Annotated in this window: 14 protein-coding genes and 1 pseudogene; 6 read left to right on the top strand and 9 right to left on the bottom strand. The window is 66.5% G+C overall.

Annotation, left to right across the window (positions count from 1 at the left end; all coding sequences use genetic code 11):
* Positions 1-245: peptide-methionine (S)-S-oxide reductase (locus VGC77_RS14715; protein WP_331172300.1), on the bottom strand; the 245-nt coding region annotated here is incomplete at its 3' end.
* A gap of 507 nt (positions 246-752) precedes the next feature.
* Between VGC77_RS14715 and carB the strand changes: the two genes are divergently transcribed.
* Both carB and greA read left to right on the top strand, forming a co-directional pair.
* Positions 753-4,217, top strand: a complete 3,465-nt coding sequence (gene carB, locus VGC77_RS14710) for a carbamoyl-phosphate synthase large subunit (protein WP_331172299.1) — start codon at positions 753-755, stop codon at positions 4,215-4,217.
* Between the two features lie 212 nt (positions 4,218-4,429).
* Complete coding sequence (gene greA, locus VGC77_RS14705) at positions 4,430-4,906, top strand: transcription elongation factor GreA (protein ID WP_331172298.1); 477 nt, start codon at positions 4,430-4,432, stop codon at positions 4,904-4,906.
* A gap of 399 nt (positions 4,907-5,305) precedes the next feature.
* On the opposite strand, the gene VGC77_RS14700 is transcribed toward greA, so the two are convergent.
* On the bottom strand, positions 5,306-5,782 hold the full coding sequence (locus VGC77_RS14700) for an Lrp/AsnC family transcriptional regulator (RefSeq protein ID WP_184257212.1): 477 nt from the start codon (positions 5,780-5,782) through the stop codon (positions 5,306-5,308).
* Between the two features lie 408 nt (positions 5,783-6,190).
* Here VGC77_RS14700 and trxB point away from each other — a divergent pair, with 408 nt between their 5' ends.
* Positions 6,191-7,156 (top strand): thioredoxin-disulfide reductase, encoded by a 966-nt coding sequence (gene trxB, locus VGC77_RS14695; RefSeq protein ID WP_331172297.1) that lies wholly within the window; start codon positions 6,191-6,193, stop codon positions 7,154-7,156.
* 2 nt (positions 7,157-7,158) lie between these two features.
* Positions 7,159-8,082 (top strand): LysR family transcriptional regulator, encoded by a 924-nt coding sequence (locus VGC77_RS14690; protein ID WP_331172296.1) that lies wholly within the window; start codon positions 7,159-7,161, stop codon positions 8,080-8,082.
* A 423-nt stretch (positions 8,083-8,505) separates the two neighbouring features.
* Here VGC77_RS14690 and VGC77_RS14685 read toward each other — a convergent pair.
* From VGC77_RS14685 to VGC77_RS14655, 7 genes and pseudogenes are all read right to left on the bottom strand, one after another.
* Positions 8,506-9,181: pseudogene (locus VGC77_RS14685) on the bottom strand (AAA family ATPase).
* A gap of 394 nt (positions 9,182-9,575) precedes the next feature.
* Positions 9,576-10,055, bottom strand: coding sequence for a hypothetical protein (locus tag VGC77_RS14680; RefSeq protein ID WP_414709673.1), 480 nt, complete (start codon positions 10,053-10,055; stop codon positions 9,576-9,578).
* Positions 10,052-10,276 carry a hypothetical protein gene (locus tag VGC77_RS14675; RefSeq protein WP_331172295.1) on the bottom strand — a complete coding sequence of 75 codons (225 nt, stop codon included), beginning with the start codon at positions 10,274-10,276 and terminating at the stop codon, positions 10,052-10,054. Before VGC77_RS14675 ends, VGC77_RS14680 begins: the two co-directional genes overlap by 4 nt.
* A 70-nt stretch (positions 10,277-10,346) precedes the next feature.
* Positions 10,347-19,193 carry a type I polyketide synthase gene (locus VGC77_RS14670; protein WP_331172294.1) on the bottom strand — a complete coding sequence of 2,949 codons (8,847 nt, stop codon included), beginning with the start codon at positions 19,191-19,193 and terminating at the stop codon, positions 10,347-10,349.
* On the bottom strand, positions 19,180-21,291 hold the full coding sequence (locus VGC77_RS14665; RefSeq protein WP_331172293.1) for an AMP-binding protein: 2,112 nt from the start codon (positions 21,289-21,291) through the stop codon (positions 19,180-19,182). Before VGC77_RS14665 ends, VGC77_RS14670 begins: the two co-directional genes overlap by 14 nt.
* Positions 21,288-24,014 (bottom strand): ATP-binding cassette domain-containing protein, encoded by a 2,727-nt coding sequence (locus tag VGC77_RS14660; protein ID WP_331172292.1) that lies wholly within the window; start codon positions 24,012-24,014, stop codon positions 21,288-21,290. Before VGC77_RS14660 ends, VGC77_RS14665 begins: the two co-directional genes overlap by 4 nt.
* Positions 24,015-24,074: 60 nt before the next feature.
* Entirely contained in the window at positions 24,075-24,845 is a 771-nt protein-coding gene (locus tag VGC77_RS14655; RefSeq protein WP_331172291.1) for a thioesterase II family protein, read from the bottom strand.
* A gap of 233 nt (positions 24,846-25,078) precedes the next feature.
* Between VGC77_RS14655 and VGC77_RS14650 the strand changes: the two genes are divergently transcribed.
* Positions 25,079-25,957 carry a phytanoyl-CoA dioxygenase family protein gene (locus tag VGC77_RS14650; protein ID WP_331172290.1) on the top strand — a complete coding sequence of 293 codons (879 nt, stop codon included), beginning with the start codon at positions 25,079-25,081 and terminating at the stop codon, positions 25,955-25,957.
* A gap of 352 nt (positions 25,958-26,309) precedes the next feature.
* A complete protein-coding gene (locus VGC77_RS14645; protein WP_331172305.1) occupies positions 26,310-26,627 on the top strand; it encodes an antibiotic biosynthesis monooxygenase family protein in 318 nt (105 codons plus the stop codon).
* Positions 26,628-26,801: the final 174 nt, after the last annotated feature.

Here is a 26,801-nt window from a genome sequence, read left to right as displayed (position 1 = left end):
TTGCCGCCGCCGGCATAGCCGGAGACCGCGTTGAGCACGCCGGCGGTGTGCTGAAACACCCCCTGCACGCCCCAGAAACAGCCCCCCGCGATCACCGCGGTCTGCACGCCGTCGGCGGACTGCACATCGACGGCGGGGGGCGGAACCAGCACCGCGTCTTCGGAGGCTTGCGCGAAACCGAACGACCACACCGCCAGCGCACCGGCGGTCACGCCCAACAACAATCGAGTGAATGGAGAACGCATGGGGTGCTTCCTTGATCTCTTTCGCCGCGACGCCTGCGGCAATGCTCAAGATACGCAGCGGGCCAGCGCTTGTTACGGCAGTGGCCCCACAAATCCGTGATCGGAGGCGGGGCGCGTCAGATCCTGCCGCCGCTGCCGGCGCGCCGGCCAATTAGGGTTAATCCCGGGCGGCCCTGGATCACCGCGCCGTGAGGAGTATGGATATCGGCGGCCCGGTGGCGGAAGATTACGCAGGAGCAGTGCAACGCTCCCTATCCTGGTTCAAGTCCAGGCCGGGCCTCCAGTTCCTCCGCTCCGAAGCAGCTTCCTTCTGCGGCGCGGCGCCGGCACCGCCGACGCTGCCAAATTGCCGGTTGAGGGGAGCCTTATAGGTCTTTCCCGGCTGCGGAATCTGGTCTAAAGACAGCCCGCGCGCCGAGGGAAGCCTGGCGCTTGTGAGCAAGGGACGCGCGACCGCGCGCCCTTTTTTTGTGCCCGGATTTCCGCCCGCCGCGCTAGCGAGACCGAATGCCAAAACGTACTGATATATCGACGATTCTCATCATCGGCGCAGGCCCGATCGTGATCGGCCAGGCGTGCGAATTCGACTATTCCGGCACCCAGGCGGTGAAGACGCTGAAGGACGAGGGCTACCGCATCGTCCTGGTCAATTCCAATCCGGCCACCATCATGACCGACCCGGAATTGGCGGATGCCACCTATATCGAGCCGATCACGCCCGAGATCGTCGCCAAGATCATCGAGAAGGAACGCCACGTCATTCCCGGCGGCTTCGCGCTATTGCCGACCATGGGCGGCCAGACCGCGCTGAACTGCGCGCTCTCCCTGCGCAAACAGGGCACGCTGGAGAAATTCGACGTCGAGATGATCGGCGCCACGGCGGACGCCATCGACAAGGCCGAGGATCGCCAGCTGTTCCGCGAGGCGATGACCAAGATCGGGCTGGAGACGCCGAAGTCGCGGCTCGCCAACGCCACTGCGCTGAAGAAGGCCTATCGCGAGAAATATCTCGAAGATCGCGCCAAACTCTCCGGCGAGGCTTTGGCCGCGTTCGAGCGGCAATGGGTGCTCGGCGAAAACGACCGCCGCAAGCGCTACCAGGAACAGGCGCTGGGCTCGGCGCTGATGGCGCTGTCCGAGATCGGCCTGCCGGCGATCATCCGGCCGTCCTTCACGATGGGCGGCACCGGCGGCGGCATCGCCTACAACAAGGAAGAATTCCTCGACATCATCGAGCGCGGGCTCGACGCCTCGCCGACCAACGAAGTGCTGATCGAAGAATCCGTGCTCGGCTGGAAAGAGTACGAGATGGAGGTGGTGCGCGATAAAAACGACAATTGCATCATCGTCTGCTCGATCGAGAACCTCGACCCGATGGGCGTGCACACCGGCGATTCCATCACCGTGGCCCCGGCCCTGACGCTGACGGATAAAGAATACCAGATCATGCGCGACGCCTCGCTGGCGGTGCTACGCGAGATCGGCGTCGAGACCGGCGGCTCCAACGTGCAGTTCGGCGTCAATCCGGCCGACGGTCGCATGGTGGTGATCGAGATGAACCCGCGGGTGTCGCGCTCCTCGGCGCTGGCGTCCAAGGCCACCGGCTTTCCGATCGCCAAGGTCGCCGCCAAGCTCGCGGTCGGCTACACGCTCGACGAGATCGCCAACGACATCACCGGCGGCGCCACGCCAGCGTCGTTCGAGCCGACCATCGATTATGTGGTCACCAAGATTCCGCGCTTTGCGTTCGAGAAATTCCCCGGCGCCTCGACCACGCTGACCACCTCGATGAAGTCGGTCGGCGAAGTGATGGCGATCGGCCGGACATTTCAGGAAAGCTTGCAGAAGGCGCTGCGCGGGCTGGAGACCGGGCTCACCGGGCTCGACGAGATCGAGATCGAGGGGCTGGGGCGCAGCGACGACAAGAACGCGGTGCGCGCCGCGCTCGGCACGCCGACGCCCGACCGGCTGTTGCAGGTGGCGCAGGCGATGCGGCTCGGCTGGAGCGACGAAGACATCTTCACCTCCTGCAAGATCGATCCTTGGTTCCTGTCGGAATTGCGCGGCATCGTCGACATGGAAGCCAAGGTGAAGTCGAGCGGCCTGCCCGGCAACGCCTTCGGCATGCGCACCTTGAAAGCCATGGGCTTCTCCGACGCCCGCTTGGCGGTGCTGGCCAAGACCACCGAAGCCGACGTCAAGGCACAGCGCCATGCGCTCGGCGTCCGCCCGGTGTTCAAGCGGATCGACACCTGCGCCGCGGAATTCGCCTCGCCCACTGCGTATATGTACTCGACCTACGAGTCGCCGTTCGCGGGCGCCCCCGCCGACGAAAGCGCGCCGTCCGACAAGAAGAAGGTGATCATCCTCGGCGGCGGTCCGAACCGCATCGGCCAGGGCATCGAGTTCGATTACTGCTGCTGCCACGCCTGCTTCGCGCTGCACGACGCCGGCTATGAATCGATCATGATCAATTGCAACCCGGAAACCGTGTCGACCGATTACGACACCGCGGACCGGCTGTATTTCGAGCCGCTGACCGCCGAAGACGTGCTGGAGATCATCGACACCGAGCGCAAGAACGGCACGCTGCACGGCGTCATCGTGCAGTTCGGCGGCCAGACCCCGCTGAAGCTGGCGCGCGCGCTGGAAGCCGCCAACGTGCCGATCCTCGGCACCTCTCCGGACGCCATCGACCTCGCCGAAGACCGCGACCGCTTCAAGCGCGTGCTCGACAAGCTGAAACTGAAGCAGCCGAAGAACGGCATCGCCTATTCGGTCGAGCAGGCGCGACTGGTCGCCGCCGAACTCGGCCTGCCGCTGGTGGTGCGTCCGTCCTACGTGCTCGGCGGCCGCGCCATGCAGATCATCCGCGAGGAATCCCAGCTCGGCGATTATCTGCTCGGCACGCTGCCGGAGCTGGTGCCGGCCGACGTCAAGGCGCGCTATCCGAACGACAAGACCGGGCAGATCAACACCGTGCTCGGCACCAATCCGTTGTTGTTCGACCGCTATCTGTCGGACGCCATTGAGATCGACGTCGACTGCCTGTGCGACGGCAAGGACACTTTCATCGTCGGCATCATGGAGCACATCGAGGAGGCCGGCATCCACTCCGGCGACTCGGCCTGCTCGCTGCCGCCGCATTCGCTCGACGCCCCGATGATCGCCGAGCTGGAGCGGCAGACCCGCGATCTGGCGCTCGGCCTCGACGTGGTCGGGCTGATGAACGTGCAATACGCTATTAAGGACGGCGACATCTACGTGCTCGAGGTCAACCCGCGCGCCTCGCGCACCGTGCCGTTCGTCGCCAAGGTGGTCGGCATTCCGGTGGCCAAGCTCGCCGCACGGATCATGGCCGGCGAGAAGCTCGCCGACCTCGATCTGAAAAAGCCCAAGCGCGACCATGTCGGCGTCAAGGAATCGGTGTTTCCGTTCGCCCGCTTCCCCGGCGTCGACACCGTGCTCGGCCCGGAGATGCGCTCCACCGGCGAGGTGATGGGCATCGACCGCTCGTTCGAGATCGCCTTCGCCAAGAGCCAGCTCGGCGGCGGCACCCGCGTGCCGCGCAAGGGCACGGTGTTCGTGTCGGTCCGCGAGGGCGACAAGACCCGCATCCTGGAGGCCGTGAAGCTGTTGTGCTCGCTCGGCTTCGGGGTGCTGGCAACCTCCGGCACCCAGCGCTTCCTGTCCGACAACGGCGTTCCGGCCGAAAAGGTCAACAAGGTGCTGGAAGGCCGGCCGCACATCGTCGACGCCATCACCAATGGCGAGATCCAGCTGGTGTTCAACACCACCGAAGGACCCCAGGCGCTGGCCGACAGCCGGTCGCTGCGGCGCGCTGCCCTCTTGCATAAAGTTCCGTATTACACCACTCTTTCGGGGGCGGTCGCCGCCGCGCAGGGCATCCGGGCCTACCTTGGTGGGGACCTTGAGGTCCGTACCCTGCAGAGTTACTTTTCCGACACCTGATCACGCGGCGGGCCAGAAGGCCCGGCCCCTGATAGGCGAGATAGCCGGCAGGACGGGAACCCGCCAGCCGTGGGAATGTTCTGCTTCGGCGCTTGCGGTCACCCCAGGATCGCGGTGAGATTGCCAGGCCGGATCAGGTCACCAGACCGATAACCGTTTCGTGTGAGCCACATCTCGTGCCACGTGACGAACACGTTGAAGGACGAAGATCGATGATGGAAAAGGTACCAATGACCGCGGGCGGTTATGCCGCCCTCGAAGTCGAATTGAAGCAGCGCCAGTCGGTGGATCGTCCGCGCATCATCGAGCACATCGCCGAGGCGCGCTCGCATGGCGACCTTTCGGAAAATGCCGAGTATCACGCCGCCAAGGAAGAACAGTCCCATAACGAGGGCCGCATCGCGGAGCTCGAGGACAAGCTGGCGCGCGCCGACATCATCGACATCAGCAAGCTCAGCGGCGACACCATCAAGTTCGGCGCCACCGTCACGCTGATCGACGAGGACACCGAGAAGAAGGCGGTGTGGCAGATCGTCGGCGAGCCGGAAGCCGACGCCAAGAAGGGCCGCATCTCGATCACCTCGCCGCTGGCGCGGGCGCTGATCGGCAAGAAGAAAGGCGCGTCCGTCGAGGTCGTCGCCCCCGGCGGCGCCAAGGCTTATGAGATCACCAAGGTCGAGTGGCGCTGAGCGAGCGCGCCGAGATTACGGCGCCGAAGTTACGGCGCGAGGCATCGCGTCGGGATTATCGTTCCTGTGTGATATGAGCATTTCGGGGGCCGCAGCGATGCGGCCCTTTTTGCTGCGGCGCGTTGCTGCGGCGCGGTGCTTTGCTGCGCGGTCCTTTTTTGTTGCGCGGCCTCGCGCACGCTTCGCCGCCTCGCCTAAATCACAATCGGTTCGTCATTCCGGGGCGCGAGCCCGTTTGGGCGAGCGAACCCGGAATCTTGCCGCGGGGTGCGAGAGGCTGCCGTGTGGAGCGAGATTCCGGGTTCGCTCGAGCTAAACGCTCTCGCGCCCCGGAATGACGGCCTGGCAGTGACGCGTCCCGAATGCGCGATCTCGCCGGGAGTTAGCGCGGCTTCAATTCTAACTCAGCTTCAATTCCAGCGGCACCGCGGCGGCGTATTTCGAGTTGCGCAGCACCAGCGAGGTGCGGACGTTGCGGACATGCGGCGCGGCGGTGAGATGCGCGACGAAGTGCTGGAACGTGGCCATGTCAGGCGCGACGCATTTCAGGATGAAATCGACCTCGCCGGACAACATCCAGCATTCGCGCACCAAAGGCTGATTGCGCACGAACTCCTCGAAGCCGCGCAGGTCGGCTTCGGCCTGGCTCGACAGATGCACCGAGGCGAACACCGTGACGTCGAAGCCGAGCCGGCCAGGATCGAGCAGGCCGCGATAGCCCTGGATATAGCCCTCCTCCTCCAGGGTCCGCACCCGCCGCAGGCACGGCGGCGGCGAAATGCCGACTCGCTTGGCCAGTTCGACATTGGTGATCCGGCCATCCGCCTGGATCTCGCCGAGGATCTTCAGATCGATTTCATCAAGGTTCTTGGACACGCGCTTGCATTCCCGGTCGCCCGCGAGGGGGTAAATCGGCAACAGTTTTAGCGCAGTGCCACAGCTTTGCGTAATTTTATTTCGCGAGCGGTGCATAAAAGCAAAGTTAGGGGAAAATTTGCCGATATGGATTGCAAATCTTGCATAGCTCCCCAGATGACTTAGAGTTGCGAATGGTGTCCTGAGGCCGATCCTCGCCGGTTCCTCGTCACGTGAGTGACCCGGACCAACGGCCACCAGCCCGTCTCGCTGCGAGCTCGGTTCTGAAGCTCTCTTGAACGACCCACTCACGTCTGGGGAGAAATCCAGAACCAAGCCACGACGAGGAAGTTCCGCTGTTCTTAAGCGATGCCCTGCTCAGCCGTTTTGCTCGCACCGCATCTCCCTGACGAAAGGGATCAATGATCCATGGCTAACCCTGTTCACGCCAAAGTTGTAATTATTGGGTCTGGCCCGGCTGGTTACACCGCTGCGATCTACGCCGCGCGCGCGATGCTGGAGCCGGTGCTGCTGCAGGGCATGCAGCCGGGCGGCCAGCTCACCATCACCACCGACGTCGAGAATTACCCCGGCTTCGCCGACGTGATCCAGGGCCCCTGGCTGATGGAGCAGATGGAGAAGCAGGCGACCCATGTCGGCACCCGGATCATCACCGATCTGGTCACCGACCTCGACCTGTCACAGCGTCCGTTCCGGCTGAGCTGCGACAGCGGCGAGGTCTATCTGGCAGAGACCGTGATTCTCGCGACCGGCGCGCAGGCGCGCTGGCTCGGCATTCCCTCCGAGGAAAAATTCAAGGGTTTTGGCGTCTCGGCCTGCGCCACCTGCGACGGCTTCTTCTATCGCGGCAAGCAGGTGGTGGTGGTCGGCGGCGGCAACACCGCGGTCGAGGAGGCGCTGTTCCTGACCAATTTCGCCACCAAGGTCACCCTGGTGCATCGCCGCGACCATTTCCGCGCCGAACGCATCCTGCAGGACCGGCTGTTCAAGAATCCCAAGGTCGAGGTGGTGTGGGACGTCGCGGTGGATGAGATCTGCGGCGACGAAAACCCGACCAAGGTCACCCATGTCCGGCTGAAGAACGTCAAGACCGGCGCCGTGACCGAGCGCGCCGCCGACGGCGTGTTCATCGCCATCGGTCACGCGCCGGCGACCGAACTGGTCAAGGGCAAGATCAAGCTGAAGCCGTCGGGCTATGTCGAAGTGGCGCCGAATTCCACCGCGACCTCAGTGCCCGGACTGTTTGCCGCCGGCGACGTCGCCGACGAAACCTATCGCCAGGCGGTCACCGCCGCGGGACTGGGCTGCATGGCCGCGCTGGAAGCCGAGCGCTTCCTCGCGGTGAGTGCCAGCGAGCGGGTAGCGGCGGAATAATCATGGCCCGAAATAATGACGGATTCACCGATATGGACTGGGATAAGCTCAAGGTTTTTCACGCCGCGGCGGAAGCGGGAAGCTTCACGCATGCCGGCGAGCAGCTTGGGCTGTCGCAATCCGCGGTCTCGCGGCAGGTCAGCGCGCTGGAGCAGGAACTGGCGGTGTCGCTGTTTCATCGCCACGCCCGCGGCCTGATCCTGACCGAGCAGGGCGACCTTTTGTTTCGCACCGCGCATGACGTGTTCATGCAGCTGCAGGCGGCGCGCGCCAAGCTCACCGACAGCCGCGAGCGGCCGAGCGGCGATCTCAAAGTCACCACTACGCCGGGGCTCGGCATCCACTGGCTGGTGCCGCGGCTCGGCGAATTCACCGCGCTGTATCCGGAAATCCGCATCTCGCTGATCGTCACCGACGAAGAACTCGACCTCTCGATGCGCGAAGCCGACGTCGCGATCCGCACCCGCAAACCAACCCAGCCCGACCTGATCCAGCGCAAGCTGTTCTCGATCGGCTTTCACGCCTATTGCGCGCCGGAATACATCAAGCATTTCGGCACCCCGCGCACGCTGGAAGAACTCGACCACCACCGGCTGATCATCCTCGGCGACACCCAGGTTCCGCCGTATCTGCAGAACCGCAACTGGCTGATAGATGCCGGGCGCAACGGCGCCGGCCCGCGCGAGCCGTATTTCAAGGTCAACAACATTCTCGGCGTGATCCGCGCCTGCCAGCAGGGGCTGGGCATCGCCGCGCTGCCGGACTATCTGGTCGAAGAAAACAACCGGCTGGTGCAGCTGTTCGGCGAGCAGGACTCGATCCAGCTCGACACCTATTTCGTTTATCCCGAGGAGCTGAAGTCGGTGGCACGAGTCCAGGTGTTCCGCGACTTCGTCGTCAGCAAGGCGCAGCGCTGGCCGTCCTGATAGCACGGCGCGCCGCTGCATGACTGACATGCGGCGCCTGTGGTTGCGGGGCGGCAGAGCCGCGGACCATAATCATCGCATGCTGGAAGTCAGCGTCGCCCCTTGTCCCCCCTCCTCCAAGCGACGCGAACTTTTAGTCTTCCTCTTGGAAGGCGATTGCCGCAGGCAACCTTCCGGAAGGTGATGTGTCGGCCTTAAGACGGCCAAGACCTTGCCGGGCTCCGTATGGGCCCGGTTTTTTTTGCCCGCATCGCAAGGTGGCGGCGCCCTCCTCCCATCGGTGCATACAAAAAATCCGCTGCAGTTGAGCTGAAGCGGGCGTCTCATTCGATTGCCGCGATGGACCTCATCCGCGCCGGATCAGGCCTCAGACGGAACGACCACGACGCGCGGAGCCCGCGCGCGCAAGATGTCGGACGGCGGTTATGCCGCGTGCTTGTGCATGGTGCCGTTGCTGGTTCCGGCGCCGCGGATCGCCTTGATCGAACGCTCGATCGCAGCCCACAGCCGGCCGATCTCGGCCGCCGCGCGTCCCTCGGCGGAATACTCCTTGGCACCTTCGCCATGGCCCAGCGCCAGCAGCAGATCGGCGCGGTTGGTGATCTGGCCGGTCCACACCGGGGCGCGGAACTTGCCGAGCGCTTCGCGCGCCAACGTCACGATCCGGCTTTCGACGTCGTCACGTCGTGCCGGTGCGCCGTTGATCACCACCGCATAGGGCTTGCGCGCGGCGCGGCACGACAGAATGGTCTCCCGCGTTGACGTCGAACACGCCGGGGCGTGCCGGAATGATCACCATGGTGGCGCTGCGGATCGCGTCGTCGACCACCGGGGCCATGTTCGGCGGGGTGTCGATGAACACCCATTCGATGCCCTCGCGCTTGGCCGCGGCGACGATTTCACCGACCGAGCGGGTGGCGGCTTTCAGCGGCGGTTCGTTGCTGCCGCGCAGTTTGTGCCACAGCGTCAGCGATCCTTGCGGGTCTGCGTCGATCAGCAGGCAGGGCTTGGTTGCCTTGTGAACGTGAGCAGCAAGATGCGCAGCCAGAGTGCTTTTCCCCGAACCACCTTTACGCGATGCGAAAACGATGACGTTCATACATTGGCCTCCCGAGATTGACCTTGGAAAGCGAAAGTGAATCACCGCGCTGATTCGTGGAAGTCAAAACTGTGGGCAATGTCCGCGGACCGGCTTGAATCTTACGGCAGGCTGTCTTTTGAGTCACAGCTTGCATGAGTCGCGGCCGGCGCCCCGGTCACAGTTTGCGTCGCGGGCAAGTAGTTGCGCGACGGCTCGCGCATGATCCGGCCGGCACCGATCCCGTTTCGAAAAAACACCCCGCACGATCAAGACGCTACAGCCCGATCGCGAAAATTAGATCCCGGTTTTCGGAAAACATCATGCTCAAACAAAAGCAAGAACAGGACGACCGCGTCGAACAGTGTCATGCTGCGCGAGCAAGAACGTTGAGATTCGCAGCGAAGTCATCCTGCTAGCGCAGTGTGCGCGCGCGCCGCGCCATCCACTTCTGTTCGATCCAGCCCAGGCCTTTGGCGATCGGTCCTTGCAGGATCGGAACATCCTGAGCGATCAGGATCAATCCCAGGGGCAGCATCCAAAGCCCCAGCACCGGGAGAAAACTAAACACGCCGCCGACCGCGAGCGCGGTGCCGACGGGAATCCGCACCAGTTTCGACGACGGTTTGCGCAACCAGGCGACGCCTTCTGCCGCGCGCGGCGGCAACTTGCCTTCGAACCAGGCCATGTGGCGATCGAGTTCAGCTTTGTGGTCCTGGCTCACGCTGTCTCCCATGGTTGTTGAAGCATCTGTCGTCATACAGCTGTTGATTAGCGCGGTATTCTCCAACGCGTCAGCTTGTCGCGCAGGCCCGCCGACGATCCTGCCGCCTGCAAGGCGCGGAACCCGCGACCGACTAGTAAAACTACTAACGGCGCGATCGGCGACCGTCATGATTCATTGGCTCCAATGCCGCGCTCGTCCAACACGCCCTGCCCCTTGCGGGTCACCGCGTATCGCGCGGGCTCGCTCGCGGCGGGAGCTGCGCGTTCGATCAGGCCGTCGGCCAGCAACTGATCGAGCTTTGCGCGTTGCGCCGCAGTGAGATCAATCCCCGCGCTGCGCGCAATCTCGACCAGGACCGAGATCGACCGATCATTGTGTTCCTCGACCATTGTTCCCCCTGACTGGTCTAACGCCGGCCGATCGCAGGCGTTCCGGCGGTTCGAGCAGCAGAGACCGCTGTCAATTGAAGAGGGTCAGGGCGTCGAGATCCTCCTGGCTGAGGTCGAGTGCCGAGAAGTCGCTCGGCGAATAGCGGCGCTCGGAATCGCCCGCCACGGACCGGCAGGCGTCCGCCGCGACAGCGACCGCATCCAGCAGGCGCTCGATGGTCGCGACCTGATGGCCGGCGCCGAATTCGCAGCGGACGATGAGAGCGCCGGCATCCTGCCAACAATTGAAGGCCAAGCGGTGGGGACGAACCGCCCGCGCCGGCCGCTCGCGGCCCGCGCCGAGCCGGATCAGCGGCAGCCCGGCATGGCCGAACCGGCTGATCTCGCCGAGGTAGTTGAAGGACAGTTGCGGCCGCGGTCCGGTCAGCGGCACGGCGGCGCAACGTAGCAATCCGTAGCCCATCGACCGCCCGGCCGCCGCACGGGCGGTGTCTTTGATCGCCAAAAGCCAGCGCGGAAGGTCGGTCGCGTCCGCCGGCAGCGCCACCGGATAGCGGGTGGTGAACCAGCCGATGCTGCGCGACAGATCGATGTCTGCGTCACCCGGCTCGCGACCGTGCCCTTCCAATTCTACTTGCACCGCGCCTCCCGTCCAGGCAACCAGAGCGCGGGCGACCAGCGCCAGCGCGCTTTCATGCGGCTGGTGGCCGAAGCGTTCGGTGAGATCGGCGAAAAGCGGCTGGCAGAGCTCGGTGCTCAGTCGCAGCTCGCGACATTGCGCCTCGCCTTCGAGGTCCGCGCCGTCCGGATGATCCAGCGGCACCGCCACCGGCAGCGCCGTCACCGCCTGCCAGTAGACGCGGTCGGCCTCGTAATTCCCGACCGAGGCCGCCTGATGGCGGCACCACCACGACCACGCCGTCGCGGGAACCGCCACAGGCCGTGGCGGGTCCGACAGCGCATTGGCGAGATCGTCAGCCAGGACCGCCCAGGACACCATGTCGAACACCAGGTGATGCACGGCCACAACGAGGCGCTTCGCGGCGCCGGCCTCGATCAGGCCCGCGGCGAACTGACGGCCCGTAACGAGGTTGAGCTGTGCCACCAGGCGATCGGCCATCCGATCTTCGGCGGCGCAAAACTCTTCGACCGCAGCTACCCGCTGCTGCTGCAGCAATGCGAGCGCGAAGGAGGCTGCTTCCACCTGCTGCAGCGGCGGGTCGCCGTCGCACAGCCGGACGCGTAGCGCATCGTGGCGGCGAACGGTCGCCGCGAGAGCGAAGTTGATCGCGTCCGCAGTCGCGCCGATCGGAAGATCGAACACCGCCGTCAGCGCCCAATGGCTGCGGTCGGGCATCTCGATCTCCATGAACCAGTGCTGGATCGGCGTCAGCGGCACCGCCGCTGCGACCGGCCCGCGATCTTCGACAGCGTGGGCCGAGACCCGCGCGATGATTCCGGCCAGCGCGCGCGGCGTCGGCGCGGTGAAGATCTGCGTGGGGGACATCAACCAGCCGGCCGCGCGGGCCTTGCCGGCAAGCTGGATCGCCATGATGGAATCGCCGCCTAATGCAAAGAAATCATCGTCGGGACCAATCCCCTGCGCGGGCTCTCCGAGGCCGGAGAATAACTCCCGCCAGAGCATCAGGACCGTAGCAAGCACGCCTTCGGCTTGCGGCGGCGCAGCGGCGGCGGCGGGGCGCAGCGCGGCAAACAGCTCCATCAGCGCGTTGCGATCCACCTTGCCGTTGGCGGTGAGCGGCAATGCCTCGACGATGACAAGCCGGGACGGACGATGCGCTTCCGGCAGCCGGTCGATCAGCAGAGTGGTGAGGCCGTCCGCGCTCTGGCCATGCGCGACCACAGCGCCGAGCAGACGCGCCGCGCCGTCGTCGTCGCGTTTGACCAGCACGGCCGCATCCGACACCCCCGGGCAGGCGCGCAGCACGGCTGCCGCCCCGTTGGGATCGACCCGATGGCCACGGATTTTTGCCATGTCATCGTTGCGGCCGAGGAAACTGACGAGGCCGTCGGCATCCATGCTGCCGAGATCGCCGGTGAGATACGCGCGCGCGCCGTCGGCGCGGCGAATGAAGCCGGACGCGGCGTCGGCGGCCGGCGCCAGATAGCCCAGCGCCACGCCCGCGCCGCTGACGCGGATCTCGCCGGTCTCGCCGGCCGGAAGCGCCGTGCCGTCGCCGTCGACGATCTCTACGACGGCGCCGTCGAGCGCATGGCCGATCGGCACGCGGCCATCCGCCAGCGCGCTGGCGACCGCCTTGGTGACTTCCACCATGGTGCAGCCGATGGTGGTCTCGGTGGGGCCGTAATGATTGAAGATGCGCATCTCGGGCCGCAGCGCCGCGAGCCGTTGCACCAGCGCGACGGTGAGCACATCGCCGCCGCAGATCAGCGCGCGCCGCGGCAGCACCGCGGCGGCGTCTGGATGCGTCAGCAGCGCCGCGAGATGGCTGGGGACGATTTTCAGCACGTCGGCCGGCGCCTGCGCCATCCGGGCGATCAAGGCGGCGGGGTCGCGCGCGGTGGCCGCATCCACGACATTGAGCGTGCCGCCGGAGGCCACCGCGCCAATCACGCTGGTGTAGCCGAGGTCGGCGGCGAACGAGGTGACGATCGAAAACACCAGCGGGCCGGGCATCGACAGCCGGCGCAGCATGGCGTCCGCATAGGTGTGGAGTCCGCCGCAGGACACCATAACTCCCTTCGACCGCCCGGTGGAGCCGGAGGTGAACAGGATGTAGGCGAGATCCGAAGCGCCGCACGCAACGCGCGGCGGCGCCGTCACAGCGGGTGCATCGCGGCTCCAACCCAGCGTCGGAATCGAGGCCGTCTCGCCCTGCGTCGATGCATCCGTGACCAGCACCCTGGCGCCGGATTCGGCGAGAAGCGTGGCGCGGTGAGCGGCGGGGTGCTCCGGCTCGAGCGGCACGAAGGCCGCGCCGAGCCCGCTGGCGGCCGCCATCGCCACCAGGGGGCCCGCGCCGCGCTCCAGGCAGAAGGCGACGCGGTCGCCGCGTCCGACGCAAAGCGCGGCAAGTTGCATTGCGAGATTTTCGCTGACCCGCGCGAAGGTCGACCAACTCAGCGTCCCATCCCTGTCGATCACCGCTGGCGCATCGGGGCGCTGCAAAGCCCATTTTGCCACGTAGTTGGCGATGCTGATCGGCACCTGCGGCGAGGTGGTTTCCGAACAGTCGGCACCGATGCTGTCCAATAGCTCGCGATAGCGCGCGACCCAGCCCTCCACCCGGGCGGCATCGAACAGCGCCGTGTTATAGTGAGCCTCGATGGCGAGCCCCGCCTCGCTGAGTTGGAGATTCCAGTTGAGGTCCCAGCGCACGCTGGCGTGGGCGTTGGCGCTGGCTTTTGGCGCGAGGTCGCCGAACGCGGCCAACGCCTCCAGGCGATCGAGGTTGAAAGAGACGCTCGCCAACGGCGGGCGCGACGGGTCACGGCGTCCGCCGCTCGCCTTGACGATGGCGGACAGCGGATAGGCCGGATAGGCCATCGCCTGCGCCATCGCCGCGCGGGTCACGCCGAGCGCATCCGCGCCGCCGATGCCCACAAGCCGCACCGGCACAGTGGAGATGCAATAGCCGGTCAATCCCGGCGCTCCAATCATGGGCTGGCCGGCGGCAAAGATCGCGACGACCAAGTCGTCTTGCCCGGAGAGTTCCGCCAGCAGCCGTCCATAGGCGGCGAGGCACAGCGTGGACAGCGAGCAATCCAGCGCCCGCGCCTGCGCCGCGAGTCGATCGGCCAGGGTCGGCGGTAGCAGCGCAGAGATGCGCCCGCCGGCAAAAGTCTGCAGCGGCGGCCGCGGCCGGTCGACGGGAAGATCGAGTGGTTGGGGCAGGCTTGCGAAGACGGCTTTCCAATGCGCCGCGGCCTCCGGGTCGGCGGCCGCCGCGCGGGCAAAATCCGCGAAGCGGTGATAGCTCACCGGCGCCGGCAGGCTCGCCGGGGTCGCTGCGAGGCGAGCCGAATAGAGCCGGCCGAGGTCGTTGGCGAGCACCTGCATGGACCAGCCGTCGGTGACGATGTGCGGCTGGATCAGCACCAGCGTGCACTCCGCCGCGCCGATCCGCAGCAGAGCGGCTCTCAGTAATCGGTCCTCCGCAAGCTCGAACGGCCGCGCCGCCGCGGCCCGCACCCAGGCCGCAGCAGCCTCGGCATCCGGCAGGTCGGCTTCGTCCAACGCGACCGTGGCGGCCTTGCCGATGCGGGCTTCGGCGCCGCCCTGCGCAAAACTCATCCGCAGGCTATCGTGCCGCGCCACCAGATCGGCCAGCGCGCGCCGCAGCGTCGGCGGCTCGAGCGGGCCTTCGAAATTCAGCACCAGCGTCTGGTTATAGGCCGCAGCACTTTCGGGACTGAATGCGGCGAGCGTCCAGAGCGCCTGCTGTCCCGGCGACGTGGCGATAGTCGTGGGCTGTTTCGGCCGCGGCGACGAGCCCATCAGTCCGACCGCCGTCAGCGCGCGGGCGCTGTCGCGCACCGCCTGCGCCACCTGGTCGAGATCGGAATCGGTATGCGCAGTGGAGAGGAAGCAGGTCCGCCCTTCCCAGACATAAACGCCGCGCGAGATCAGCTGGCTGTAGAACAGATCGCTGGCGCCCGCAAAGCGCAGCACCGAGGAGAAATGTTCGACCCGCAAGGCGCTGCCGTCCTGTTCGAGCGTCGCATTGAGGTCGCGGCAAAACTTGTCGGTCTTGGCGTTGAGGCGCTCCTGCAAGGCGGGACCGGAGGCGTCCAAATAGGTGAGTACCGCCGTTGCGGCGGCCATCGCGAGTGGGTTCTTATTAAAAGTGCCTGCGAAGAAGGTTCGCTCGGCCTGCGGACTACCAATGCCCTCCAGCGGCCATTGGCCGCCGTCGATGCCGTCGAGGAAGGCGCGGCCGCCGGCGACGACGCCGATCGGCAGGCCGCCGCCGACGATCTTGCCATAGGTGACGAGATCGGCGCGCACTCCGGCCCAGGCCTGCGCCCCGCCACACGCCACACGAAACCCAAGCAGCACTTCGTCGAAGATCAGCGCGGCGCCGGCCCGGCTGGTGAAGCCGCGCAGCCATTGCAGAAAATCGCGCGGCTGCAGGCTCGGGCGCCGGCTCTGCACCGGCTCGACGATCACCGCCGCGAGCCGGTCCGACAGCGCCTCCAGCGCGGCCTGGCTGCCCTCCGGATCGGCATAGTCCAGCACGACCACATCGGCCAGCATGCCGAGCGGCGTGCCGCTGGCGAGCGGCAGGCTGCCACCATCGGCGGCGCGCGCCAGCGTGCCGTCGAAATGGCCGTGATAGGAGCCGGCGAACATCGCCACCAGCGGGCGGCCGGTGGCATGGCGGGCGAGGCGGAGCGCCGTCATCACCGCCTCGGTCCCGGTGTTGCAGAACAATACCCGCTCATTGCCGGTGAGTCGGGCGATCAGCGTCGCAGCCTCACCGGCCTTCTCCGCCTGCGGCCCGAGGAACAGACCCTGCTCGCCGAGTTGGTGCAGCATGGCCTCGACCACCATCGGCGGGTTGTGGCCGAACAATTGCACGCCGAACCCCATGGTCAGGTCGACATAGTCGTTGCCGTCGGCGTCGACGATGTGGCTGCCCTGCCCTTTGATGCCGATGATCGGGTAGAGCATCGACTTGGTCTCGGGCCGGAAGCCCGCCACCGCGCGACTATCAGCCAGCACGGCGCCAAAAGTTTCGCGCTGCTGGCGTGAGGCTCGCCGGGTGGCGCCGTAGGTGGCGGCGAACTCCGCGATGAAGGCCGCTCCTTCCGCGCTGATCGGCTCAGACGGCGCCGCCGCCGGCGCGATGCGCGCCACGGGGCGCGATGCAGGCGTGGACTCGCTTTTTACTTGTCCTATGGCCTCGGGCGCGGCGGCCGTTGCAGGCGCACGGGCCTCCACTTCGCTGACGACGCGCTGCAGCAGCGCGCGTGGCGTGGTCAGCGTCTCGAACAATTCGCGGCGCGGGATGGCTACTTTCCAGCGCCGTTCGAGGGTGGAAATCGCTTCCATCAGCGCGAGCGAATCCACCCCGAGCGTGAAGAAGCCGGCATCGCCGGCCAGCGCCGCCTCGTCCAGTTGCAGGCTGCGCCGCAGACTCGCGGCGATGCCGGCGCGCACTTCTTCGCGGCTGAGCGCTGGCGTCGCCGCCGGCTGATACACCGGCGCTGCGGAAACGGCTTGTTGCGGGACAGCCGGCCGGTGCGGCGACGAGGCGATCCAATGCCGCTCACCGGCGAAGGGATAACCCGGCAAGCTGACGCGCGCCGCGCCGCTCGACGGCCAGCGGATGTCGAGCCCCGCAGCGAACAGCCGGCAGAGCGCGAGCGCCAGAGTATCGGCCGCCGCACGATTGCGGCGCATCGTCGGGATGAAGTGCGTCGCCTTGCCCTGGAAACCAGGTGCGCGCTGGGCAAAGCCGACCAGGGTCGCGGCGGGGCCGATCTCGACCACCACATCCGCACCCTGGGCGGCGATGCTGTCGAGGCTGTCGCCAAACCGCACCGGCTGGCGGATCTGCTGCCCCCAATAGGCCGGGTCCAGGAAGTCAGCCGCCAGCGTCCCGGTCAGGTTGGAGACCATCGCCAGCCGCGGCTCCGCCAAGCCGGCGTCGCGCACCACCTGCTCGAACGGCGCCACCGCGGCGTCCATCAGGTGCGAATGGAAGGCGTGGCTGGTGGCGATGCGCTGGCAGCTAATTGCTGCGGCGTCCAGATCTGTGAGTATTGACGCGATCGCCGCCTTGTCGCCCGACACCACCACCTCGTCCGGCGCATTCAACGCGGCGATGTCGAGGCGTGAACCGAAACGATCGATCAGCGGCGCGACGCGCGTGATCGGCGCGAACACCGCCGCCATCTCGCCGTCGCCCGGCAGCGCGCCCATCAGCCGGCCACGCGCGGCCACCACGTCGAGCGCGATCTCGAACGGCAGCATCCCGGCGACACAAGCGGCGGTCCATTCGCCAAGGCTGTGCCCGGCCACGATGTCGGGCGTGACCCCGAAGGACGCAAGACGCTCGGCCAGCGCATATTCGAGCACGAACAGCGCCGGCTGCACCTCGGCCGTGTCGGCCGCCCGGCCGCCCGCCACCTGATCGAATCGAAGCGCAGCGGGATCGGTACCAAGCCGATGCGCGGCGGCGTCCAGCCGATCGCGGAAGATCGGGTCGGCGGCATACAAGTCCGCCGCCATGCCGGGCCACTGGCTGCCCTGCCCGGAAAACAGGAAGGCGATCTTCGGCCGTCCGGACCCCGCAAGGCCGCTAGCCCCGGCGATGGGTTGCTCGCCCTCGGCAATGCTCCGCAGACCCGCGAGCGCTTCGTCGTGGCACCGCGCCAGGCAGGCGGCGCGATGGGCGAAGCGCCCGCGACCTGTCGCAAGGGTCGCGGCCAAGCCCGCCAGCGGCGTCTGCGGATCAGCGGCCAGATGATCTGCAAGCTCAGCGGCGAGCCGGCGCAACCCACTTTCATCGCGCGCGGACAACGCCAAAATGATCGGCAGAGTCTGTTCGGCCGTGGCCGCCACGGTCGGCGGCGCCTGCTCGACAATCAGATGTGCATTGGTGCCGGAAAAGCCGAAGCTGCTCACCCCGGCTCGCCGCATACCGGCCGGCCAATCCATCGCCCGGTCGACGACGCGGACGGGAAGATCGTTCCAGGCAATCCGCGGATTGGGTTTCGACTGGTGCAGCGTCGCCGGCAGCCGTCCGGCCTCCAGCGCCAGCACCATCTTGATCAGCCCGGCGATGCCGGCCGCAGCCTCCAGATGTCCGATATTGGTCTTGGCCGAGCCGAGCAACAAGGGCGCGCTGCGATCCGCCCCATAGGCGGCGGCGAGCGCCTGCACCTCGATCGGATCGCCGAGCAGCGTGCCGGTGCCGTGGCATTCCGCGGCCTGCACATCGCGCGGTGACAGGCCCGCATCGGCGAGCGCGGCGGCGATCACCGCCTGCTGGGCAGCGCCGTTCGGCGCGGTGAGTGCGCTGGAATGCCCGTCATGATTGATCGCGGAGCCGCGGATGACAGCGCGGATGGCGTCGCCATCGCGCTCGGCGTCGGCCAGCCGTTTCAGCACCACGAGCCCGCCGCCCTCGCCGCGCACATAGCCATCGGCTGCGGCGTCGAAGGTGCGGCAGGCATGGCCGGGGCCCAGCATCCCGGCGGCGGCGAGCGCCGCAGTGACAGCCGCGTCCAGCACCAGGTTGACGCCGCCGGCGAGCACAAGGTCGCATTCGCCCGCGCGCAACGCGCGGCAGGCCGCATGAACCGCCACCAGTGACGACGAACAGGCGGTGTCGATCACCAATGCGGGGCCGCTGATGTTGAGCCAGTGGCTGATGCGTCCGGCGGCGATCGATCCGGCATTGCCCAGAATCGCCGCAGGCGACAGGCGATCGGTGTCATGAAATCGGGCGTCGTAATCGTTGGCGCCGAGGCCGAGGAAAACCCCGGTCGCGCGCGGGCGCCGTGCGGCATCCGCATAGCCGGCGTCCTCCAGCGCCTGCCACGCCAGCATCAGTGCCAGGCGGTGCTGCGGATCCATGGCGTCGGCCTCGGCCGGCCGCAGCCCGAAGAAGGCGGCGTCGAAACGATCGACGCCGTCGAGATACCCTCCCGGCGGCAATCCGTCGCGCTCCGGCCGATCCGCAGGCGCAGCACGAACCGCGTCGCGCCCTTCGAACAGCATCTTGCCATAGGCCTGCGCCGAGGTGGCGTCGGCGAAACGGGCGGCAAGCCCGACGATCGCCAATGGCTGGCTGACCCGCGCCGTCTCGGTTCTGAGCGCGTCGATGCGGCCTTCAAGTGCGAGCATCAACTCGGTGATCTGCTCCGGACGCAGCCGGCCCAGGCGCTGGGTAAGGTTGGCGCGCCGGTCCTCAGTGGTCGCCACGGCCGTCTCCCTCGATCATCGACAACAGCTCTTCCAAATCGCCGCCGGAGGCCGGTGGCGGACTTGGAGCCGGGGACGCGGGTGGCGATCCGCACAGATGCGCCACCATGGCGTTGATCGTCGGATGATCATAGGCGAGAGTCTGCGGCAGCTTACGGCCGAGATGCGCGCCGAGCGCGCCGGCCAATTCGACGGCATCGACTGAGGTGAGGCCGAGTTCGCCGACGCCGCGATCCCCCCGCAGCTCCGACAGCGGCAGTTCGAGCCGCCGCGACAACCAAATTCGCAGCCATCGATCGAGCGCCGCCGCGTCGCCCGGCGGCGGCGATCCGATAGTCCCGGGCACGGGCTCACGAATCTGGTCCCGCGCGACGCGCCATTCGGCGATCACGGCAAGCGCTCCGTCACGCCACGCCTGGCGGTTGGCGGCGCGCTGGATCTTGCCGCTGGAGGTGCGCAGCACCGCGCCCGGCTCCACCAGCACGATGCGTGACAGCTGAAGCTCCAGCGTCTGCCACACCGCCGCGCTGATCGCGCTGAACAATGGCGCCGGGTCGGTGCGGCGCTGAGTACGTTCGAGTTCCTGCACCAGCACCACCTGTTCCGCGCCCTGGTCGCCGGCAATGCTGAACGCGGCGCCGCCGTCGACACGCAGCGCCGGATGAGCGGCTTGCGCCGCCCGCTCGATATCCTGCGGATAGTGATTGGCTCCCGACAGGATGATCAGATCCTTGATGCGGCCGGTGACGCATAGTTCGTTACCGATCATCGCACCGAGATCACCAGTGCGAAGATATCCGATCGGATCGTCTTCACGGGCGATCTGCACCCCGAAAGTAGCAGCGCTCTCTTCCGGCCGTCGCCAGTAGCCGCGCGCGATGGTCGGGCCGCCGAGCCAGATTTCGCCGACCCGGTCGGCAGGCTGGCGGCGTCCGGTCGCGGGATCGACGATGGCGATGGTGACGTCGGCCAGCGGCGTGCCGGAGCCGGCGATCGCGGTCCGTCGCGCAACGACACCATCCAAAGCGATCCGCCCGTCCTCTAAAGCGGCCGCATTGAGCGTGAACAGCCGTGGCGCCACACCCACCGGGCTCGCTGTCACGGCGAGCGTCGATTCCGCAAGGCCGTAGGCCGGTGCGAAGGCCGTGCCGCTGAAGCCATGCGGGCCGAACGTTTCGACGAAATTGTCCATCACCTGCGGATCGATCGGCTCGGCGGCATTCATCGCCATCACCAGACTGGAGAGATCGAGCCCCTCGCGCTGCTCGGGCGGAATCCGGCGGCTGCAGAGATCGTAGGCGAAGCTCGGCGCCGCAGTGTGGGTGCCGCGGAAGCGGCTGATCGCTTCCGGCCACAGCAGCGGACGCTGCAGAAAACTGTTCGGCGCCATCTGCACCACCGGACAGCCGGTGAACAGCGTCTGCAACAGGCCGAAAATCAGACCGAGATCATGGAAGGCCGGCAGCCACGTCACCATCGTGCTCGATGGTGACAGGCCCCAGGCATGCTGCATCCGCGCCATATCCGCCATCAGATTGGCGTGGCTCACTTCCACGCCCTTGGGCAGCGCGGTCGAGCCGGAAGTATACTGGATGAAGCAGGTCGCGGCGGGATCGACCTCGCGCAGCGGCGTGGCCTGCGCGGGATCGCTGGCGATGTCGCCGATGTCCTGCCAGCGGATCGCCGCGAGCACCGCGCTGTCGGCCTGCCACAGCGCCGACTGCTCCGCGACGCCGCCGCCGGTCAGCGCCACCGCGGCGCCGCTGTCGGCGGCGACCGCTTGCAGCCGCTCAATCAGCCGGTGCCGGCGCGGCGGGTTGATCGGCACGGCGAGACGTCCCGACCACTGGCAGGCGAGGAACGCCACCAGGAAATCGACCGACGGCTGGAACACCAGCAGCACCGGCGCGCCCGGCGCGGTCTGCCGCTCCAGAAAGCCCGCCACGACGGCGGCCCGCGCCGCCAGCTCTGCCGCGCCGCAGCGTTCGGAGACCGCGCCGGCGCTGTCGAGAAAGCGGATCGACCAGCGGCTGTCGGGCGCCGCGGCGAGCGCAGCGAGGCGGGTGGCGATGGTGCCGGCGGGCGCCTCGGGACTCATTGCGGCGGCGCATGCTGCTGCAGCTTCTGCCAGGCGCAGTATTGCGTCATGGCCTGGTGGCGCGACACTAGCACCGCCACGATCCGTTGCGCGATGGCAGGTTCCTCGGCGAGCAGCGCCCGAAGCGCTGCGGAATCGATCGTCAGCAACTGGCAGGCTTTTCGCGTCACCACGCGGGTGAACTCTTCGGCGTTTTCCAGCGCCGCATATTCGCCGATCGCATCCCCCGCTTCGAGCGCTTCCACCGCCATGAAGGTGCCATCCGAGAGACGGATGCTCTGCCGTGCCTCGCCCTGGGTCATGATGATCAGGCGGTCGGCCGGCTTGCCGTCCTCGATCAGCACGGTGTCAGAGGCAACCGCTTCTACCGTCATGCGGGCGAGCAGGCGTTCGACGAACTCGGCCGGCACGTCCTTGAGGATGGGACGCTGGCGCAGCCGGTCGAGCAGTTGATCACGAGAAACGGCGCCTTCGGCCCCGGCGATCACGCTGCGCTGCCACAGATCCGCATAGACGCCGGCCGCGGCGAGCAGCGACTTGTGAGTGCCGCTCTCGACCATGCGGCCGGCCTTGACCACATAAACGAGATCGGCGTGCTCACACTGGGTGAGGTCGTGGGTGACGGCGACCACGGTGCGCCCGGCCGTAACCTTGCGCAGGGTCTGCTCCACCGCGACGCGGCTCGCGGAATCGAGCGCCGAGGTGGCCTCGTCGAGCAGCATGATCTGCGGGTTGTGCACGATGGCGCGGGCGATGGCGAGGCGCTGGCGTTGCCCGCCGGAGAGTTTGCTGCCGCCTTCGCCGACATCGGTGTCGTAGCCATCGGGCAACGACATGATGACGGGGTGGATGTCGGCCGCCTTGGCCGCGGCCTCGACCTCGGCGTCGGTGGCATCGCCCTTGCCCATGCGGATGTTCTCGCGCACGGAGGTCTGAAACAGCATGGTGTCCTGCGGCACCAGCGAGATCAGCGAGCGGACCTGTGCTTCGCCGAGCAGCCGCAGGTCGACGCCGTTGAACCGGACATGACCGCTGCCGGGAGAGAACTGGTTCTCGATCAGGCGCAGGATGGTCGACTTGCCGGAGCCGGACGGTCCCACCACCATCACCCGTCGCGGGCAATTGATGGACATGGATACTTTGTCGAGCACCTGGCTGCTGCCGTCGTAGCTGAAGCTGACCTCGTCGAACTGCAGCGAATGCACCACGCCGCCGATCGATTCCGGCCGTTCCGGATCCGGCGCGGCATCGGGCTTGCCGAGCAGCTCTTGCGCCCGCTCGAGACCGCCGACACCCTGAATCAGCAGCGGCAGCTGGGCGCCGATGAAGCCGGCGGCACCCCCGATGGTGATCAGCAGCGTGATAAACGCCACGATCGTGCCGGAGGACACCAGCCCGTCAACAGACTGCACGGCGCCGAGCCCGATCACCAGCAGCTGCGCGGCGCTGACGCCGAAACTGGTCAGGCGGCCCACCAGCCCGGACGAGAAATATTGATTGTAGCTCGCCCCGAGAAGCTGGCCCAATTGCCCGGCGAACAGTTTCGAGCGCAGGTCACGCAGACCGAAGATGCGGACCACCCGCTGCATCAGCAGGGTTTCCTTGACGATATGGGCAAGCCGCGCATCCTTCGCGCCGCGTTCGTAGTTGAACCGCACGGCGCGCCTGCTGATGCCGCGGGGCAGCCAGAATGCGACCACCAGCGAGACCAGCGTGACGGACGCCAGTTGCCAGTCCAGCGTGAAGGCCACCGCGACCGAGCCGATCAGGATCAGGCCTTTGGAAAACAGCCCAGGCACCGCCCAAATGACGGCCTTTTCCACCACGGTGATGTCGTTGGAGAAGTGCGCGATGATTTCGTCGGAGTTGGAACTGGCGAGTTCGCGGGCATCGATGTTGTTGATCTTGCGGAACATGCGCTCGCGGAGGTCATTCAGGATGCGGGGGCCGAGCCTCGCCAGCGTATAGTCCAGCACCACGCCGAATCCGGACGCCGCCAGAAAGCCGAGCGACAGATAGGCGAGGTAGAGGCGGATCACCCCGACATCGCTCGGCTTGATGCCTTTGTCGAACAGCGCCTGCAGCAGCACCGGCACGTTGACGGCGTACAGAATCTGCACCGCGTTGGCGAGCAGGAACCAGAACAGCAGCAGTTTGTGCCGCGCCGCCGCCCGCGCCACCCAGAACACCAGATAGGCGGGGCCTTTCCGGGCCACGCCGCTGGCTTCCTGCCATTTCAGCTCAAGGGCAGCGGCGGAGCCGCCGGTCGCCGCCATGCTGGCCGCATCGACTGCGCCATTGACACCCATTTGGCGGCCAAATTTGATGAAGCCTCTCGGCCCCCTCGTCTTCAGCAGAAACTCGACGAAGCCGGCGGCGCGGCGCAGGTCTTGCGGATTCACGTCCGCAAGCAGCAGCCGGCTCGAGAGTCCGTCGAGATCATGAGCCTGGGTATCCGGGATGTCGGCGCCGGCGGGCTTCTTGCTGTCTTCCCGGGCAAGTTGCTCACGCAGCGAATAGATCAGGCCTTGTCCCAGCAGACCCCAGGCCCCGCTCGGCAGCGCCAATTTGTAGGTGAACAAATGACGCGCCAGACGTAGCACCGGGTCGCGCCGGGCTTCCGCCGGATTGGCCGCCATCGCCGTCGCGATGAAGCTGCTGTCCGGGCTGAGGGCGAGGCGATCGCATGCGAGGCTGTAAAGGCGCTGCAGCTTGTGCTGCAACTCATCGTCGGTTTCGTTCTTCTTGAACCATTCGAAATGCCGGTTGGACATGGCGCCCCCCTAGGATTCTTGTGCGGACTGGCGAATGATGGATCGCCCAGCCAAAGCCGGTCCGGGAGTTGCGGAAACCGATCGCGCGAGCGCGATCAATTCGGTCACAAGGCCGGCGAGAGCGGCGGTGGCGCCGGTCCAGGGAAAGTGGCCCGACTCGAGCGCGCGGAAGCAGACCGGGCCGGCGCAGATGTCGCGCCACGCCTGGCATTCCTCATCGGAGACCGAAGGATCGGCAAGCAGGCGGATCACCGACAGCGCGCAGCGCAGTGGCGGCGTGGTGCCGAGCCGGTAGGTTTCGCAGGCCTCAATGTCCGCCCGCAATTCCGCTTCCTGCGCATCGCCACGCAGATCGCCGAGGTCCGGCCCGACGGCGCCGAAGCATTCGCGCAACTCCGCCAGCAGACGGGCGCGGGGCAGTCGGTGCAATGGGGCATCGCTTGGCGGTCGGCTCGGCGAGCGGAATCCGGAGACCACGAGATGCAGTCGGCTTGCAACGGGAGCTTCGAGCCGCTCCAGCGCGACCGCCGTCTCGAACGCCAGCAAGGCACCAAAGCTGTTTCCCAGCAGCGTCAACCCGGCACTGTGATCGCCCAACGTAAGGGCGATCTCTTCAGCCACGGCAGCGGCGGCGTCCGTAACCCGCGGGCCGGTCTGATATCGCGGCAGAGCCACCGTAGCGATGGCGAGAGCGTCGGGCAGCGCGGCCGCAAGGCCGATGCAGGACAGCACGCTGCCACCCGCATGGGGAAAGCAGATGATCATCGGCGCGTCCGGCATCCGCCGAATCCAGCGCAGGATCACGGGCGCAGCGGGCGCGTGGCCGGGTTTGCTGCAGGGCCGCGACAGATTTCCTGTCACGAGACGTATAGCGGCTGGACAGTGCCCTCCGATGTGCCGCATCGTGCACGCGTCGCGTTCGGTGATCGCCCGGCGCTTTGCTCTGTCCGTGCTCGCCCGCGGGCACGCACCCCGAACCCAATATTTTGCCGCCGACGATTGCAGGAGGTTGCATGCCGAATGACAGCGCGGCCATCGACGAAGACGCTATCGAGGCGCTCGACCGCGACGGCGCGATCTGCCTGCGCGGCGCCTTCGCAACGAACTGGGTCGACCTCGCGGCCGAGGGCATCCGGCGCAATCTCGAACACCCGAGCGCGATGTTCCAGAGCTTCTCGCCCGAGGGCAAGGGCGGCTTTTACTCCGACATCTGGTCGCGCCAGCAAATCCCGCAGTTCGAAACCTTCGCACGTGAATCGCCGGCAGCCGCCATCGCCGCCCGCTGCCTGCGCATCGACACCGTGCGGCTGCTGCAGGACACCTGGTTCGCCAAGACTCCCGGCACGCAGACGCGCACGCCCTGGCACCATGACAATGTGGTTCTCGGACCGTTCTGCTCGGTCTGGCTCTCGCTCGACCAGATCCCGCGCGAAGCCGCGCTTGAATTCGTGCGCGGCTCGCACCGCTGGACTCAGCTGTTCATGCCGGCAAACTTCTTCGAGAGCGAGCAAGACCTGCCGGCAAAAAACTTGCCCGCGGTCGAGGAGTTCTATGCCCGCTACCATGGACAGTTCGACATTGTCGCCAGCAATACATTCTCCCGCGTACCCAACATTGAGGCCCGCCGCGAGGATTACGATATCCTGAGCTGGGACCTGGAGCCGGGCGACTGCCTCGTCTTCCATGCCAGGACGCTGCACGGCTCCGCGGGCAATACTCTCACGCACGACACCCGCCGCATGGTCACCCGCTGGGTTGACGAAACCGCTGTGCTTGCGCCTCACGGCCGTACCGTGGTCGATCGGCTGGTGGCCGAGGGCTTCGACGTGGATCTCGCGGTCGGCGCGCCGATTCGCGGGAATCTGTTTCCGGTGATCTCGCCGTTCACCTGAAGGATCAAGGGATCGGCGAGCCGGCAGCTCTTTCGGTCCAGCCACGCGCATCCTCGGATCATTTCCATCGGTGTCGCAGCGCTGCCGGTCTGACCACGGCAGCCTTGCCTGCAGGGGAGTTTGGCCACGAGCGGTTAAACATTTCCGACTCATTGACCGCACCTGGTGTTTTCAAGCGCGAGATTCTTACGCGACGATGACTCTGTTCTTGTTTCACAGTTCTCAATTGTTTGCATAATTATTGAGGCACCTGGTAGAACTACTAACAAACAAGTACGCCGTTGCTCTCTGTTGGACGGAGTTGTATGCCGGTGCACTATAAACTCTGGAGGGAGCATCCGCAGTGGCAAGCATGTTTATGACGATCTCACGATGTCACGTTAAGGCCGGAAACGAGAAGGATGCGCGCGCACTTCTCGAAAAGGAGATGCTGCCCAACGACGGCAAGAAGCCGGGCGAAATTATCGATGGTCTGGTGGGCTTTGGACTCATGAAGTCCAAGAAGGATCCATCCATGTATGGCGTCGCCACCGTGTGGGAAAGCGAAGCTGCTTTCGACAAAATGTCCACCAATCCGCGGGCCAAGGACGGCGGCGGGATCGTCGAGAAGCTCCAAAAGCTCTGCGACGGCGACATCAAGGGCGAAGGCTTCTACATCGAAAGCCTCTGATACTTGCGGTGGCGGACGATGATCCGCCGACGATCACGCAGGCGGTTCGCAAAGGCCGGCGTCAAGATGCCGGGTTGCGGGTCGCCTTGGTGACTTCGTGCGTGACCGGCACGTTCTCGGCGCAAGGATGACGCCAAGCATTCTTGCGTGGCGTCATGACTAGAAGCCGACAGG

This window comes from Rhodopseudomonas sp. (assembly GCF_036404135.1).
In the GTDB taxonomy this organism is placed as follows: Bacteria; Pseudomonadota; Alphaproteobacteria; order Rhizobiales; family Xanthobacteraceae; genus Rhodopseudomonas_A.
This window is presented reverse-complemented; position numbering and strand designations above follow the sequence as displayed.

Coding starts and splice junctions, on each gene's coding strand:
- carB (WP_331172299.1), top strand. CDS start 753: ATGCCAAAACGTACTGATATATCGACGATTCTCATCATCGGCGCAGGC.
- greA (WP_331172298.1), top strand. CDS start 4,430: ATGATGGAAAAGGTACCAATGACCGCGGGCGGTTATGCCGCCCTCGAA.
- trxB (WP_331172297.1), top strand. CDS start 6,191: ATGGCTAACCCTGTTCACGCCAAAGTTGTAATTATTGGGTCTGGCCCG.
- VGC77_RS14690 (WP_331172296.1), top strand. CDS start 7,159: ATGGCCCGAAATAATGACGGATTCACCGATATGGACTGGGATAAGCTC.
- VGC77_RS14680 (WP_414709673.1), bottom strand. CDS start 10,055: ATGACGGTCGCCGATCGCGCCGTTAGTAGTTTTACTAGTCGGTCGCGG.
- VGC77_RS14675 (WP_331172295.1), bottom strand. CDS start 10,276: ATGGTCGAGGAACACAATGATCGGTCGATCTCGGTCCTGGTCGAGATT.
- VGC77_RS14665 (WP_331172293.1), bottom strand. CDS start 21,291: ATGAGTCCCGAGGCGCCCGCCGGCACCATCGCCACCCGCCTCGCTGCG.
- VGC77_RS14655 (WP_331172291.1), bottom strand. CDS start 24,845: ATGCCGGACGCGCCGATGATCATCTGCTTTCCCCATGCGGGTGGCAGC.
- VGC77_RS14650 (WP_331172290.1), top strand. CDS start 25,079: ATGCCGAATGACAGCGCGGCCATCGACGAAGACGCTATCGAGGCGCTC.
- VGC77_RS14645 (WP_331172305.1), top strand. CDS start 26,310: ATGTTTATGACGATCTCACGATGTCACGTTAAGGCCGGAAACGAGAAG.